General features: G+C 75.7%; 16 protein-coding genes. 10 read left to right on the forward strand and 6 right to left on the reverse strand.

The features are described from left to right. The first annotated feature begins 115 nt into the window (after window positions 1-115). The gene (locus AB6N23_RS03640; protein ID WP_412864766.1) at window positions 116-1,663 is read left to right on the forward strand and encodes an MDR family MFS transporter; all 1,548 of its coding nucleotides are present in this window, start codon (window positions 116-118) and stop codon (window positions 1,661-1,663) included. A gap of 74 nt (window positions 1,664-1,737) precedes the next feature. Here the strand turns inward: AB6N23_RS03640 and AB6N23_RS03645 are convergent, their stop codons facing one another. The 3 genes from AB6N23_RS03645 to msrB all read right to left on the reverse strand — a co-directional run bounded on the left by AB6N23_RS03645 (window position 1,738) and on the right by msrB (window position 3,507). Next, window positions 1,738-2,208 (reverse strand): MarR family winged helix-turn-helix transcriptional regulator, encoded by a 471-nt coding sequence (locus AB6N23_RS03645; RefSeq protein ID WP_412864736.1) that lies wholly within the window; start codon window positions 2,206-2,208, stop codon window positions 1,738-1,740. 37 nt (window positions 2,209-2,245) lie between these two features. Further along, on the reverse strand, window positions 2,246-3,001 hold the full coding sequence (locus AB6N23_RS03650) for an NERD domain-containing protein (protein WP_412864737.1): 756 nt from the start codon (window positions 2,999-3,001) through the stop codon (window positions 2,246-2,248). Between the two features lie 86 nt (window positions 3,002-3,087). Then, entirely contained in the window at window positions 3,088-3,507 is a 420-nt protein-coding gene (gene msrB / locus AB6N23_RS03655; RefSeq protein ID WP_378204245.1) for a peptide-methionine (R)-S-oxide reductase MsrB, read from the reverse strand. Between the two features lie 177 nt (window positions 3,508-3,684). Here msrB and AB6N23_RS03660 point away from each other — a divergent pair, with 177 nt between their 5' ends. The 7 genes from AB6N23_RS03660 to AB6N23_RS03690 all read left to right on the forward strand — a co-directional run bounded on the left by AB6N23_RS03660 (window position 3,685) and on the right by AB6N23_RS03690 (window position 10,220). Further along, window positions 3,685-5,766, forward strand: coding sequence for a putative bifunctional diguanylate cyclase/phosphodiesterase (locus AB6N23_RS03660; RefSeq protein ID WP_412864738.1), 2,082 nt, complete (start codon window positions 3,685-3,687; stop codon window positions 5,764-5,766). Between the two features lie 117 nt (window positions 5,767-5,883). Next, the gene (locus tag AB6N23_RS03665) at window positions 5,884-6,555 is read left to right on the forward strand and encodes a TasA family protein (RefSeq protein WP_412864739.1); all 672 of its coding nucleotides are present in this window, start codon (window positions 5,884-5,886) and stop codon (window positions 6,553-6,555) included. Between the two features lie 17 nt (window positions 6,556-6,572). Continuing rightward, window positions 6,573-7,286 (forward strand): signal peptidase I, encoded by a 714-nt coding sequence (locus AB6N23_RS03670; RefSeq protein ID WP_412864740.1) that lies wholly within the window; start codon window positions 6,573-6,575, stop codon window positions 7,284-7,286. Continuing rightward, on the forward strand, window positions 7,267-7,635 hold the full coding sequence (locus AB6N23_RS03675) for a hypothetical protein (protein WP_412864741.1): 369 nt from the start codon (window positions 7,267-7,269) through the stop codon (window positions 7,633-7,635). The genes AB6N23_RS03670 and AB6N23_RS03675 overlap by 20 nt, the downstream gene beginning before the upstream one ends. Before the next feature lie 131 nt (window positions 7,636-7,766). Beyond that, window positions 7,767-8,945 carry an LLM class flavin-dependent oxidoreductase gene (locus tag AB6N23_RS03680; RefSeq protein WP_412864742.1) on the forward strand — a complete coding sequence of 393 codons (1,179 nt, stop codon included), beginning with the start codon at window positions 7,767-7,769 and terminating at the stop codon, window positions 8,943-8,945. Window positions 8,946-9,058: 113 nt separating this feature from the next. Then, on the forward strand, window positions 9,059-9,676 hold the full coding sequence (locus AB6N23_RS03685; RefSeq protein WP_412864743.1) for a CE1759 family FMN reductase: 618 nt from the start codon (window positions 9,059-9,061) through the stop codon (window positions 9,674-9,676). A gap of 160 nt (window positions 9,677-9,836) precedes the next feature. Then, window positions 9,837-10,220 (forward strand): hypothetical protein, encoded by a 384-nt coding sequence (locus tag AB6N23_RS03690; protein ID WP_412864744.1) that lies wholly within the window; start codon window positions 9,837-9,839, stop codon window positions 10,218-10,220. A gap of 81 nt (window positions 10,221-10,301) precedes the next feature. On the opposite strand, the gene AB6N23_RS03695 is transcribed toward AB6N23_RS03690, so the two are convergent. Both AB6N23_RS03695 and AB6N23_RS03700 read right to left on the reverse strand, forming a co-directional pair. Then, window positions 10,302-10,574 carry an adhesin gene (locus AB6N23_RS03695; RefSeq protein WP_412864745.1) on the reverse strand — a complete coding sequence of 91 codons (273 nt, stop codon included), beginning with the start codon at window positions 10,572-10,574 and terminating at the stop codon, window positions 10,302-10,304. A gap of 179 nt (window positions 10,575-10,753) precedes the next feature. Further along, window positions 10,754-11,536 (reverse strand): endonuclease/exonuclease/phosphatase family protein, encoded by a 783-nt coding sequence (locus tag AB6N23_RS03700; protein ID WP_378204219.1) that lies wholly within the window; start codon window positions 11,534-11,536, stop codon window positions 10,754-10,756. Window positions 11,537-11,664: 128 nt separating this feature from the next. Between AB6N23_RS03700 and AB6N23_RS03705 the strand changes: the two genes are divergently transcribed. Together AB6N23_RS03705 and AB6N23_RS03710 are read left to right on the forward strand one after the other, a co-directional pair. Then, window positions 11,665-12,357, forward strand: a complete 693-nt coding sequence (locus AB6N23_RS03705; RefSeq protein WP_412864746.1) for a nucleotidyltransferase family protein — start codon at window positions 11,665-11,667, stop codon at window positions 12,355-12,357. A 33-nt stretch (window positions 12,358-12,390) separates the two neighbouring features. Further along, window positions 12,391-12,753: an MmcQ/YjbR family DNA-binding protein gene (locus tag AB6N23_RS03710; RefSeq protein WP_412864747.1), complete on the forward strand. Its 363-nt coding sequence runs from the start codon at window positions 12,391-12,393 to the stop codon at window positions 12,751-12,753. 21 nt (window positions 12,754-12,774) lie between these two features. Here the strand turns inward: AB6N23_RS03710 and AB6N23_RS03715 are convergent, their stop codons facing one another. Continuing rightward, entirely contained in the window at window positions 12,775-14,679 is a 1,905-nt protein-coding gene (locus AB6N23_RS03715; protein ID WP_412864748.1) for an ABC transporter ATP-binding protein, read from the reverse strand. Between the last annotated feature and the right edge of the window lie 66 nt (window positions 14,680-14,745).

Genomic DNA, 14,745 nt, shown 5'->3' on the forward strand with positions numbered 1-14,745 from the left:
ACGTCCGGAAGCGAGACCCTGCGTGAGCACCCAGCCCGACACCCGCACGACCCCGTTGCGCGACCCCGCGCACCCCGGCGACGTCCCGCCCGTCGTCGCCGACGCCCGCCCCGCCATGACGCACCGCGAGGTGCTCGAGGCCCTCTCCGGCATCCTGCTCGGGATGTTCGTCTCGATCCTGGCGACGAGCGTCGTCTCGACCTCGCTGCCGCGGATCATCACCGACCTCGGCGGCTCGCAGTCCGCGTTCACGTGGGTCGTCACCGCCACGCTGCTGACGACCACGATCTCCACCCCCATCTGGGGCAAGCTCGCCGACCTGACGAACCGCAAGGTCCTCGTCCAGGTCGCGCTCGCCGTCTCCGTCGTGTCGTCCGCGCTCGCCGGGTTCTCGCACAGCACCGAGATGCTCATCGGCATGCGCGCCCTGCAGGGCATCGGCGCCGGCGGCCTGACGGCGCTCGGCACCGTCCTCATCGCCGACATCATCAGCCCGCGCGAGCGCGGCCGGTACATGGGCCTCATGGGCGCCGTCATGGCCGTCGGCATGGTCGGCGGGCCGCTGCTCGGCGGCGTCATCACCGACGCGGCCGGCTGGCGCTGGAACTTCTTCGTCGGCCTGCCGTTCGCCGTCGCGGCGATCGTCGTGCTGCAGCGCACGCTGCACCTGCCCGCCCTGCGCAAGCGACGCGTGCAGATCGACTGGGCCGGCGCGGTCCTGCTCTCCGCGGGCATCGCCACGCTGCTGCTCTGGGTCACCTTCGCCGGCGACTCGTTCGACTGGGCGTCCTGGCAGACCGCCGCCATGGTCGGCGGCGCGCTCGTCCTGCTCGGTGCGGCCGTCGCGGTCGAGCACCGCGCCGCCGAGCCGATCATCCCGCTGCGCCTGTTCAAGGACCGCACGGTGGTCCTCGCCGTCGTCGCCTCGGTGGCCGTCGGCATCGCGCTGTTCGGCACGCAGGTCTACCTCAGCCAGTACCTCCAGCTCGCCCGCGGCCGCACGCCCACCGAGTCCGGCCTGCTCACCATCCCGATGGTGCTCGGCCTGTTCCTGTCCTCGACGCTCAGCGGGCGCGCCATCTCGCGCTCCGGCCGCTACAAGAAGTTCATGATCGCCGGTGCGGTCCTGCTGGTCGTGGGCCTCGGCCTCATGGGCACGATCGACGAGACGACCTCGTTCTGGCTGCTCGGGGTCTACATGGCGGTCCTCGGCATCGGGGTCGGCATGCTCATGCAGAACCTCGTGCTCGCCGCGCAGAACACCCTGCCCGTGCAGGACGTGGGCTCCGGCACCGCCACCATCGCGTTCTTCCGCACGCTCGGCGGCACGCTCGGCGTCTCCGCCCTCGGCGCGCTGCTCTCGCACCGCGTCCAGGACTACATGGTCGACGGCCTGCGCGCCGCCCACGTCGACCCGGCGCTGCTGGGCGGCTCCGGCGGCGGCGCCTCGGCGCTGCCCGACGTCACGACCCTGCCCGCGCCGATCCGCCACGTCGTCGAGCACGCCTTCGGCGTCGGCGTGGCCGACCTGTTCCTCGTCGCCGCCCCCATCGCGCTCCTCGCGTTCGTCGCCGTCCTGCTGCTGCGCGAGGTGCCCCTGGGCAACCGCTCCGGCATCGAGCAGCGGCTCGCCGCCGAGGAGGCGGGCACCGCGGGCGCCTGAGCCCCGACGCCGACGAGCCCCGGTCCCCCGCGTGGGGGCCGGGGCTCGTCCGTGCGCGGTGCGCCGGGGCGCGCTCAGGCGCCCGGGGTGTCCCTGCCGGTCGCGCGGGCGCGGTCGGCGAGCGCCGTGTTCAGCCGCGCGAGCTGCTCGGCGAGGTCGTCGAGCTCCTGCGGGCCCCAGCTGTCGAGGGCGGAGCGGAACCACTCGCGCCGCGCCGTCCGGGCGGCGTGCAGGCGGCGCTCCCCCTCGGCGGTCAGCGTGAGCGGGTGGCTGCGCGAGTCGTGCGGGTCCGCCTCGCGGGTGACCAGTCCGAGCCGCTCGAGGCGGGCGAGCTGGCGCGACATCGTCCCCCGCCCCACGCCCAGCCGGTCGGCGAGGTCGCTCGCGCGCGTGCCGCTGTCCGCCGCCACCGCGGACAGCAGCGAGTACGCGGACGGGTCGAGGTCGGGGTGGACGTCCCGCGAGACGCTCGCCCCCGCGGCGCGCGCCCGGCGCAGGAACAGCCCGAGCTCGCGCTCCAGCCGCAGCAGGGGGTCGTCGCTCATGGGCCCATCCTCGCGCAGCGCGCGGCCCCGGACGTCGTCAGCGCACCCAGGTGGTGCGGCGGCGCGCGACCTGCGCGAAGGCGTGCACGCGGGCCTGGTCGAGCCGCTCCGGCAGCAGGCGGAAGACGTTGGGCACCTCGTGCTTGCCGACGACGAGCGCGTCCTGCGGCGGCTGCGCCGGGTCCCGCTCCAGCTCGCCGGTGACGACGAGGACCGCGCGCACGCTCACGCCCGCGCAGCCGGCCGACTGCAGCAGCCCCTGGACGCGCCCCGCCTCGAGCCGCGCGTCGCGCAGGTACGGCACGGAGCGGCCGTCGACCTGCATGGTGCGGGACCGGACGGCGACGCGGCTGCCGGGGTGCCGCCGCTCGGACACGGTGAACAGGCCGCCGGGGCCGATGAGCAGGTGCTCGACGACCGTGCCCTGGCGGCCGAGCGGCACGTCGTGCACGGTCTGCCACCCGACCTCGGCGAGGCGCTCGAGGCGCACGCCGAGCGGGCTGCCGCGCTCGCCGCGCGGGCGGTCGGTGCCGAGCCACGCGTCGAGCCCCGCCTCGTCGAGCGCGTCCAGCGAGCCGGTGACGCGCGGCAGCGGGAGCACGAGCTCCGGCACGTCGGCGCGCAGGTACTCCTGGGCGGCGCGACGCAGCCCGGCCTCGAGCACGGGGTCGTCCACGACGACCTCGCCGGACTGCAGGTCGACGGAGCCCACGCGGCCGCCGCTCTCGTGCGTGACGAAGAGGCGGTCGGCTCCGTACCGCCGCCATCGCCGGACTGTCAGGACCTCCTCCACGCCGTCATTATCGGCACGCCGCGCACCCGACTTCAGTCACCTGCAGGGGGCAGTTCGTCGGGGCGCGGCGTGTCCGCGGCGTGTCGTCAGGCGCCGGTCGACCCCGCGTCCGCGGGCTCGAACGTCAGGCTGACCGAGTTCATGCAGAACCGGTCGCCCGTCGGCGTCTGCGGGGCGTCGTCGAAGACGTGCCCCAGGTGCGAGCCGCAGCGCGCGCAGCGCACCTCGGTGCGCACCATGCCGTGGCTGCGGTCCTCGAGCAGCTCCACGCGGTCGCCCGCGAGCGGCGAGAAGAAGCTCGGCCAGCCGCAGTGCGAGTCGAACTTCGTGTCCGCGCGGAACAGCTCGTTGCCGCACGCGCGGCAGCGGTAGACGCCGTCGCGCTTCTCGTCGAGCAGCTCACCGGTCCACGCGCGCTCCGTGCCGGCGCGGCGCAGCACCGCGAACTCCTGCGGCTCGAGCTCGAGCGCCCACTGCTCGTCGGTCTTCTGGACGGGGTAGCCCACGTCGTCCTCCTCCTGCCCCGGGTCGACGGCCGGGGTCGACAGCGACAACACCGCCGCGGCGCGCGGCGTTCCCGCCGACGCGCCGTGCGGGCGTCGTGTCGTGCGGGCGCGCCCGGACGACCTACGCTGACCGGGAGGTATCCCGCCACCGGGGCGCCGCCGAGCCATGAGGTGCACGTGCCCGCCAGTCGCCGTCGTTCGAGCCTCACGCGCCGGTTCGCGGTCGTGAGCCTCGTCGGCATGGCCGTGGTCGGGGTGGCGCTCGTCGTCGTGGCCTCCGCGCAGATGCGCGGGCAGGCGGTCCGGGACGGCACGAGCCTGGCCGTGACCGTGGCGGCGTACGCGTCGGCCGCGACGCCGGCGAACGCGTACGTCACCGGGGTGCTGCCCGACGACAGCCAGGCCGCGGTGTCGGGCGCGACGGCGGGCTTCGGCTCCGAGCTCGTCGAGCTCCGGCTGTGGAGCGCGGACGGGCGGCTCATGTACTCGTCGCGTGACGCGGGCACCGGCCTGCCGCACACCGAGCGGTTCGGACGGGTCATGGACGCGGGCGAGCCGGACGCCGTCGTGCAGCCGGACGTCCGCGGCGACGAGTCGTCGAGGACCGAGGAGGACACGGTCCTCGACGTCTACGTGCCCGTGCGCCTCACGGGGACCGCCGCGGACGGGACGCCCCTCGCCGGGGAGCCCGACCAGGTCATCGGCGCGGCCGAGGTCATGCTCGACCACACCCGCACCCAGCAGACCCTCACCGCCACCGTGCGCACGGTCGCGCTCGTGGTCGGCGGCAGCCTGGTCGTGCTCTGGTTGCTGCTCTACCGGATCGTGCACTCGACGTCGCGGCGGCTGCGCACGGCCGCGCTGGAGAACGCGCGGCTCGCCATGCTCGACTCGCTGACCGGCCTACCCAACCGCCGGCTGCTCACCGACCAGATGCAGCGCGCGGTGCGCGACGCGCGCGAGGACGGCTCCCGCGTCGGGCTGATCCTGCTCGACATCGACCGGTTCAAGGACATCAACGACACGCTCGGGCACGACCACGGTGACGCCCTGCTCGAGCTGGTCGCCGCCCGTCTGCGGGACGCGCTGCGCGACGACGACGTCGTGGCCCGCCTCGGGGGTGACGAGTTCGCGATCCTGCTCCCCGACGTGCGGTCGGTCGCCAACGCCGAGCGCCTCGGCCGGCGCGTGCGCGGGCTGTTCGCCGCGCCGTTCGAGCTGGGCGACCTCGCGCTGCACGTGGACACGTCCATCGGTGTCGCGTGCCTGCCCGACCACGCCGACGACCCCTCGTCCCTGATGCGCACGGCGGACATCGCCATGTACGCGGCGAAGCACCAGCGCTCCGGCGTCGCCGTCTACTCCCCCGACGCCGACGACTCCTCGCCGGCGCGCCTGGTCCTCATGGGGGAGCTGCACGCCGCGCTGGAGGAGCACGAGTCGGCGCGTGCCGCCGGCGACGACGGCACGGGCGGCGACGCGCTCGGCGTGCCGCCCGTCGCGCAGCTCGAGATGCACTACCAGCCCAAGATCGAGCTCGCGTCGCAGCGCACGGTGGGGCTCGAGGCGCTCATGCGGTGGCGGCACCCGACGCGCGGGCTCGTCGGGCCGGGCACGTTCGTGCCGCTGGCCGAGCAGTCCGGGCTCATCCACCGGCTCACGTCGTTCGCGCTCGACGCGGCCGTCCGGCAGCTCGCGCAGTGGTCGGCCGAGGGCACGGCGGTGCCCGTGGCCGTGAACCTGTCGGCGCACGACGTGGCGGACCCCGCGGTGGTCGACACGATCGAGGAGCTGCTGGCGCGCCACCGCGTGCGGCCGGCGCTGCTGGAGGTGGAGATCACGGAGACGGCGCTCGTCGCCGACCGCTCCCGCGTCGTGCCCGTGCTCGAGCGCCTCGGCGAGCTGGGCGTGCGCGTGGCGATCGACGACTTCGGCACCGGCACCACCTCGATCTCCCAGCTGCGCGACCTGCCCGTCGACGAGCTGAAGATCGACCGGGTCTTCGTCGCGGACCTCGGCGACGGCGGACGCGAGGGCTCGGAGGTCGTGGTGCAGGCGATGGTGGACCTCGCGCACTCGTTCGGCCTGCGCGTCGTGGCGGAGGGCGTCGAGGACGAGGGCACGGCCCGGACGCTCGCGCGGCTCGGCGTCGACCAGGCGCAGGGCTTCCTGTGGGCCCGGCCCGCGCCGCCCGAGGAGGTGCGCCCACCGGGTGACACCGCACGTGGCGACCACCCGTCGCTTCACCCCATCGGGTGAACCTGGCGCCACTTCCTCAAGGTCGTGCCCGACCATGTCGACAGCGACCGAGAAGGTGAGCTCTACCCGCAGCCCGGCAGCCCGCCGGACCGGCACCGGACGAGGGGGACGACGACCATGATGGACGAGCTGCTCGAGGAGATGATCGACCCGGCGCCGTCGCGCGAGGACGCCGCGCGTCGTCGCCGCGCGTGGGCCACCGGCTCCATCCTGGCGCTGGCCGCCGTGGGCGTCGCGTCGCTGACGACGTCGGCGCTGTTCACCGACCAGGACAGCCTCACGGGCCGGATCAGCACCGGCACCCTCGTGCTCGGCGCCCAGGGCGCGACGTTCGACGTGCCGGTCGAGGGCCTCGCCCCCGGCGGCTCCGTGATCGCGCCCGTGCAGGTGAGCAACACCGGCTCGCTCGAGCTGCGCTACGCCGTGAGCCTCAGCGCCGCCACCGCCGAGGGCACGCCCGGGCGCGGCGACACCGGCAGCGGCGACCTGCGCCAGCAGCTGCGGGCGCGCGTGTTCGCGTCGGCGGACTGCACGGGCACCGTGCTGGGCGACACCGCGACCGCCACCGCCGAGTTCGGCCTCCCGACGAACGCCGCCGAGCCGGCGGCGATCGTCGGCAACCCGGCGACGGGCTTCCAGGAGGGCGACCGCGTCCTCCCGGGCGTCAACGGCACCGAGACGCTCTGCGTCCGCGTGGACATGGCCGCCGCGGCGGGCAACGAGTACCAGAACACGGCCGCCGACCTGACGTTCCGCCTCGACTCCGAGCAGACCGTCAACAACCCCTGACCCGTCCGCCCGGGGTGATGAGCAGGCAGCCGGTCCACGCGGAGCCCTTCGTCGAACGACGGGCCCCGCGCCCCGACGCGCCTGCCACCCCGGGCCGGCGCGTGCGCCGCGCGGTGTCCGTCCTGCTGTGGACGGTCGTCGCGGCGGGCGTGCTCGCGTACGCGGCCACGCTGGTCGTGCCGCTCTGGTACCAGCTGCAGGGCGAGCGGCTGCTCGTCGTGACGTCCGGGTCCATGGCGCCGCGGTTCGTCGAGGGTGACGTCGTCGTGCTGCGCTCCGTGACGGACCCGTCCGAGCTCAAGCCGAACCTCATCGTGACGTTCCAGCCCGTGGGCGGGTCGGGGCTCGTGACGCATCGGATCGTCTCGCTGCACAAGCTCGACGCGATGCAGGACGACGGCACGGGCCGCATGGAGCCGGTGCTCGACGAGTCGGGCCAGCCGGTGCAGCAGGAGTACATGCGCACGCAGGGCGACGCGAACCCCCAGCCCGACCCGAACGCGACCCCGGTCGAGCGGGTGCGCGGCGTGCTGCTGCGCGTGCACCACGGCTGGGGCGACACGCTCGTGTGGGCGACGTCGCCCACGGGCCGGGCCGTCATGCTGGTGCCGCCCCTGCTCGCCCTCGCCACCCTGGAGGTGCTGTCCGTGCTCGACGCACGCCGCCGCCGCGGCCGGGCCGGGCAGCGCACCGCGGACGACAGGAGGGTCGATGCGCTCCTCCTCGACTGACGCCCCGCACGACCCGACCGACGGGCCGCGCGCGTCCGCGCCCGCCACCGGGACGTGGGTGCGGCTCGGCGTGGCCCTGCTGGTCGCCGCCGTCGCCGCGCTCACGCCGGCCGTGGGTCGCACGAGCGCGCTGCTGACCGACACGGACGACCTCACGGCGCGGGTGTCGACGGGCACGTGGGTGACACCGACGCCGACGACGACGCCGGAGCCGACCCCGTCGCCCACCGACGACGCCGGCACCCCGGCGCCGGGGACGACGGCCGCGCCGACCGGGGCGCCCACGGCGGAGCCCGCACCGGCGTCGCGCCGTGCACCCGCCGCCGGCGAGCGCCGGTCGCGCCGCTGACGCCCCGGCGGTGACGCGTCCCGCCGGTCCGTGACCCGACGGGAGGTGACGGAATAGCACCGCGTGTGCCACGGTTGAGGCGCCTGTTCGATGCAAACGCATCGACCATCATCGGAACGACGAGGTGCACCATGCAGTTCGGGATCTTCTCGGTCGGCGACGTCACGACCGACCCCACGACCGGGCGGACCCCCGACGACACCGAGCGCGTCCGCGCGATGCTGACCATCGCCGAGCACGCCGACGCCGCCGGGCTGGACGTCTTCGCCACGGGCGAGCACCACAACCCGCCCTTCGTGCCGTCGTCCCCGACGACGATGCTCGGCTACCTCGCCGGCCGCACGCAGCACATCACGCTGTCGACCGCGACCACGCTCATCACCACCAACGACCCGGTCCGCCTGGCCGAGGAGTACGCGATGCTCCAGGTGATCAGCGGCGGGCGGATGGACCTCATGATGGGCCGCGGCAACACCGGGCCCGTCTACCCGTGGTTCGGCAAGGACATCCGCCAGGGCATCCCCCTCGCCGTCGAGAACTACGCGCTGCTGCGCCGGCTCTGGGAGGAGGACGTCGTCGACTGGAGCGGCAAGTTCCGCACGCCGCTGCAGGGCTTCACGTCCACCCCGCGCCCGCTCGACGGCGTGCCGCCGTTCGTCTGGCACGGCTCGATCCGCTCCCCCGAGATCGCCGAGCAGGCCGCGTACTACGGCGACGGCTTCCTGCACAACGCGATCTTCTGGCCGATGCGGCACACCGCCCAGATGGTCCACTTCTACCGCGAGCGCTACGAGCACCACGGGCACGGGCGTGCCGACCAGGCGATCGTCGGCCTCGGCGGGCAGGTGTTCGTGCGCAAGAGCTCGCAGGCGGCGTGGGACGAGTTCCGCCCGTACTTCGACGTCGCCCCCGTGTACGGGCACGGCCCGTCGATGGAGGACTTCACGCGCGAGACCCCGCTGACCGTCGGCAGCCCGCAGCAGGTCATCGACCGGTACGGCGCCTTCTGGGAGCAGGTCGGCCACTACCAGCGGCAGATGTTCCTCATCGACCACGCCGGGCTGCCGCTCAAGACGGTCCTCGAGCAGATCGACGTCCTCGCCGAGGACATCGTGCCGGTGCTGCGGCGCGAGGCGGAGGCGCGGCGCCCGGCGCACGTCCCCGCGGACCCGCCGTCGCACGCCGAGCGCGTCGCCGCGGCCCGCGCCGCGGGCACCGTGCCCACCGCGACCGTCGCGGCCGCCGACCACTGGACCGGCCGCACCGCCGAGGACGACGTCGAGGCCGCAGACGCGGCCGCCGTCCGCTGACGGCCGCCTGAACCGCCGGGCGTCCGCCCCCGCCCGCCCCGCGCGGACGGACGCCCGGTGCGCACCGCACCGCAGTCCCCGCACCACCAGCAGCACCGGAAGAAGGCACCACCATGAGCGAACGCTCGATCGTCGTCGTCTCCGGCGGCCTCTCGCAGCCCTCGTCGACGCGGATGCTCGCCGACCGGCTCGCCGACGCCACCGTCTCCGCCCTCGCCGAGCGCGGCGTCGCCGCGCGCGTCACCGTCGTCGAGCTGCGCGACCTCGCGCACGACGTCGTCGACATGACCCTCACCGGCTTCGCCCGCGAGCCGCTGGCCGAGGCGCAGGAGGCCGTCGCCGCGGCCGACGGCGTCGTCGCCGTCTCACCCGTCTACACCGCGTCCTACGCGGGCCTGTTCAAGTCGTTCGTCGACGTGCTCGACAAGGACGCGCTGCGCGGCACGCCCGTCCTGCTCGGCGCGACCGGCGGCACGCCGCGGCACTCCCTCGCGGTCGACCACGCGCTGCGCCCGCTGTTCGCGTACCTCGGCGCCGACGTCGTGCCCACGGGCGTCTTCGCCGCGACGGACGACTGGGCCGACGCGGGCACGGACGACACCAGCCCGCTGCCCGACCGCATCCGCCGCGCCGGGGAGCAGCTCGCCGAGCGCGTCGCCGGTCGTGCGCCCGTGCGCCGCACGGGCCTGTACGACGCGGTGCCGTCCTTCGAGGACCTGCTCGGCGCCTGACGGCGACCCCGCCGACCCGACCGGTCGGCGCCGCCCACCGCCGCCCCACCGCCGCCCGGCGTCCGTCGCGGACGGGGTGATCGCGGCCGCGCCGTGGCGGGGGCGTTCGGGATGATGGGTCGGCGGCAGCCGTCCCGGCGGCCCGACGACAGGAGCACCCGTGACCGTCCCCGCCCCCGGCCCGCAGCACCCGGACGAGCCGGGCGCCGTGCCGCCCGCCGCGCACGACGCGACGCACGCGGCACCGGACGTCGCACCGGTGGACGCACCCGTCCGCGCGGCCGTGCCCTGGTGGTCGGTCGCGGCGTTCGTGCTGGCCGCGGTCACCGTGGTCGCGGTGATCGGCACCCTCGTGCCGGCGGTGCGGGCGCCCAACGTGCTCGGGCCGGTCGCGATCGTGCTCGCCGTGGTCGGACGGCGGCGCGGCGAGGGACGGGTGGCGACCGCGGCGCTCTGGACGTCGGTCGGCGCCGTGGTGCTCCAGCTGCTCCTGCCCGTCCTCGGCTGGGTCGCCCTGGTGATCTGGTCCGTGAGCGCGGGCTGACGCGGCACGACGCCCCCGGTGCCGTGCGGCACCGAGGGCGTCGGGGTGGGGCTGCGCCGGGTCGTCAGCACCGGCCGGTCGTCACTGCCGGGTCAGCGTGAACGCCGACCCGTCGCCGACCGCCTCGACGTCCAGGCACTGGTCGGTCAGCGTGTGCGACGTGCGGGGGTCGACGTAGACGTGCGCGTCGCCCGCGGTCACCACGTCGTCGCCCGGGTCCGGGCCGGCGACGAGCGCGAGCTCGAAGCCGCCCGAGTCCTGCTCGGCGATGCGCAGGCCGCCCTCGTCGGGCAGGCCGGCGCTCTGGGTGAGGGTCTCGACGGCGGTGCGGGCGTTGTCGGTCAGGGTGAGCACGGGGGCTCCTCTCTGCTCGCCTGGTGACGCCGTCCCGTCCGGCCGGGGCCGTCGGGGCCGACGCCGTCGGTCGTGCCCCACCGTGACCGGACGGCGCGCGGCCGCGCAAACGGGAGTCCGCTGCGCGAGACCGGGCCGGGCACGCCGACGGGCGTGCGTGCACGCGACGGCGCGGTCGCCTACCGTGCGCCCGCGGCCTCGCCGACGGCCACGTCGACGACGAGCGCGCGGTGGTCCGACAGGCCGAGGTCGAGCGAGCGCGCACCCGACGTCGCGGCCACGCGCCCGCCGCCGAGCACGTGGTCGAGCTGCCGCTGCGGCGTCGTCAGGGGGTACGTCGACGCCCGGGCCAGCGGCCGCAGGCCCGACACCCGCGCCGGCCGGTCGCCGGACATGTTGAGGTCGCCCATCACCACGCGCGGGCCGGGCAGCGTGCGCGTCGCGCGGACGACGTGCCGCAGCTGGCGCGCGTTCCAGCCGGGGATGAAGGTCAGGTGCGTGCCCACGACGGTGCACGGGCCGTCGGCGGTCTCGACGACGCCGGCGATCGCGGACCGCGGCTCGTCGCGCACGAGCACCGGCCAGCGCGCGCCGGGGAACCGGATGGGCGTGCGGCCGCGCAGCGCGGGCAGCGCCACGACGCGCCACTCGTGCACGGGCAGCCGGGACAGCAGCGCGATGCCGTACGCCGCGCCCGACGGCTGCGCGTCGCCGGTCGCCGCGACCCACAGGTCGGGCTCGCCGTGCAGGGTCGCGACGAAGCGGTGGTGCGGCGCGCCCATCGCGTCCGCCGCCACGGCGGTCAGGTCGGCGCCGTGCGAGCGCGCCTGCCCCCGGTCGACCTCCTGGAGGGCGAGCACGTCGACGTCGAGGCGCCGCACCGCGTCCGCGAACCGGTCGAGGTCGACCCGCCCGTCGACGGTGGAGCGCCCGTGCAGGATGTTGAAGGTGGCCAGCCGCACGCCGCGATTGTGACCCGGCGTCCGCGTCGCCGCGCGGCAGGGCCCCGCGGGCCGGGCCGAGCGGGCCCCCGCGCCCGTGCCGCGCCGCTCGCCCTGCGAACCGGGCGCCGGGCGTGTAGACACCGTGCATGCCTACCGAGACGACGCCGACCGGCGGTGCCGCTCCCCTCGTCGGCGCGGCCCCGCCGCCGCTGCCCGCGCCCACCGGGGCGGAGACCCCCGGCGACCGCGCCGCGCTGCAGGACGGCCTGCGGCGCACCGCCGTCGCCCTGCTCGACGCGGAGATCCCGTTCGCGCTGGTGGGCGGGTACGCGGCGTGGGCGCGCGGCGCACCGGAGCCGAGCCACGACGCCGACTTCGCGATCGCCGAGGAGGACGTCGACCGCGCCAAGAACGCGCTGGCGTCCGCGGGCCTCGACGTGCAGCAGCCGGCCGAGAACTGGCTGTTCAAGGCGTACCACCACGGCCAGCTCGTCGACGTGCTGTTCCGCATGGTCGGCGAGCCGGTGACGCACGCGCAGCTCGCGCGCGCCGAGGAGCTCGAGGTGCTGGCGGTGCGCATGCCCGTGCTGCCCGCCACCGACATCATCTCGGCGAAGATGCGCGTGCTCGGCGAGCACTACTGCGACTTCACGTGGCTGCTGCCGATGGCACGGGCGCTGCGTGAGCAGATCGACTGGGACCAGGTGCGCGACGAGACCGCGGACCACCCGTACGCGCGGGCGTTCCTCTACCTCGTCGACGAGCTCGGGCTGACCGGGCACGGCGCCGGTCGGCTCCCGGCGACGCCGGGACGCGGCGGGCCGGGCGGCGAGGAGTAGCCACCGGGGCGTCCCCGCGCCCATGCTGGGCGGGTGGACGTCGACGGCGTGCGTCGCCTGGCCCTCGCCCTGCCCGGGGTCACCGAGCGGTCGAGCTGGGGGCGGCCCGCCTGGTTCCACCGCGCCCTGGTCGGGCGGATGTGGGACGACGACCGGCTGACCGTGCGCGTCGAGGACGACGGCGAGCGCCGCGCGCTCGTCGTGCAGGACCCGCGGCTGTTCACGACGACCGACCACCACGCCGGCACGAACCTCGTGCTCGTCGACCTGCGCGTCGCCGACGAGGACCTCGTCGCCGCGCTGCTCGCCGAGTCGTGGTGGTGGGCGGCGCCGCCGGTGCTCCGGCGACGGCACCCCGGGCTCGGACCGCCGGACCCGGCCGCGGGCACGGGCTGACGGCTGCCGCGCGCCCCGTCGTCACGCGTCGACCGGGACCGTGTCGTCGGTGGCGTCGCGGATGCGCAGGGCCTCGACGAGGTCCCGGTACAGCGCGTCGGCGGCCAGCAGCTCCGCGTGCGTGCCGCGCGCCCGGACGCGCCCCTCCTCGAGCACGACGATCGTGTCGGCGTCGACCACGGTCGACAGGCGGTGCGCGACCGTGAGCACGGCCCCGGTCGTCGCCATGGCGCGGATGACGTCGTGCACCGCCGCCTCGGTGAGGCCGTCGACCTGCGCGGTCGCCTCGTCGAGGAGCAGCACGTCCGGCCGGCACAGCAGGGCGCGGGCGAGCGCGATGCGCTGGCGCTGCCCGCCGGACACCGACGTCTCCGACAGGCGGGTGCCCAGCCCGTCGGGCAGGTCGTCGAACGCGCCGTCGAGCCGCACGGCGGCGAGCGCGGCCGCCAGCTCGTCCTCGGTGGCGTCGGGGTTGCTGAACAGCAGGTTCTCGCGGATGGTGCCGGGGACGACGGGCGTCTCCTGCTCGACGTACGCGAAGCGCGCGCGCACGTCCGCGTGGCTCCACGTCCCGTACGGGCGCCCGTCGAGCCGGATCTCGCCCGCCTGCGGCTCGAGGAACCGCAGCAGGAGCGAGAACACGGTCGTCTTGCCGGCTCCCGACGGGCCGACGAGCGCGGTGTGGCCGTGCCGCGGCACGACGAGCGAGAGGTCGCGGACGGCCGGCTCGCGGTCCGGGCCGTAGGCCGCGGTGACGCCGCGCAGCTCGAGCACGGGGACGTCGTCGTGGCCGGGCCCGCCGTCGCGACGCACCCCGCCGTCGCGGTCCGCCCGCGCGGTCGGCGCCGCGCCGTGCACCGGGCCGTCCGGCTCGACGTCCATCGCCTGGACCTCGCTGATCCGCGCCGCGGCCGCGACCCCGGACTGCAGCTGCGTGAGGCTCTGCGTCAGCTCGGTGATGGGGCTGACGATGTTGAACGCGTAGAGCAGGAAGGCGACCAGGCTCGACACCGGCAGCTCGCCCTGCGCGACGCGCCACGCCCCGAGCCCGAGGATGACGATGATCGCGAGCTGGATGCCGCCCCACGCCACCGTCCACGCGAGCGCGGTCGTGCGCACGGCCCGCACCGAGTGGTCCCGGGCCTCGCGCGCCGCGCCGAGGATCGCCGCCGCCTGCCGCGCCTCGGCCCGGCTCGACTTGACGGTCCGCATCGCCCGCAGGGAGCCGTCGAGCGTCCCGCCCAGGCGGCCCAGCGCCTCCTGGGACGCCTTCTCCGCCACGCCGATGCCGGGCAGCAGCGCGCCCATGACCGCGCCGACCACGACGATCGCGGCCATGGTCGTGCCCAGCAGGACGAGGTCGAGCACGCCCATGAGCACGAGCGTGCCGACGAGCGCCACGGTCCCGTTCACGAGGCTGACGAGGCTGGAGGACGCGGCCTCGCGCAGCAGCACCGTGTCCGAGGTGACGCGCGTGACGAGCTCGCCGCTCGGGCGGCCGGTGATCGCGGCGACGGTCGCGCGCAGGTAGCGGCGCACCAGCGACTCCCGCGCGTCGAGCACGATCCGCTCGGCGAGGGTGCCCATGACGATCCACTGGACGTAGCCGACGGCCGAGCCGACGACGAACAGCGTGAGCAGCACGGCGACCGGCTGCGCGAGCGAGCTGTCGCCGCCGAGGGTGTCGAGCACCCACTTGGTCACCATGGGCGTCGCCAGCGCGAGCGCGGTGCTGAACAGCCCGAGCAGGAGGCCGAGGCCGAGCGTGCGGCGGTGGGGGCGGACCAGGTCGAGCAGGATGCGCAGGCGGTCGCCGCGCGGGAGGAGGGAGCCGGCCTCGTCGGCGTCGGCGGTGGTGCCGGCGGGCTCGGGCGTGGTGGTCGTCGGGGTGGCGGTGCGGGACGAGGAGGCGGGCGCGTCGCTCATCCCCCGAGTGGAGCACCGTTGTTCCACTTCGGTCAACCGAGATGCCACGGCGAGGAGTCGTTGTAC

Origin of the sequence: Cellulomonas pasadenensis (genome assembly GCF_047229365.1) — a bacterium.
GTDB lineage: Bacteria > Actinomycetota > Actinomycetes > Actinomycetales > Cellulomonadaceae > Cellulomonas.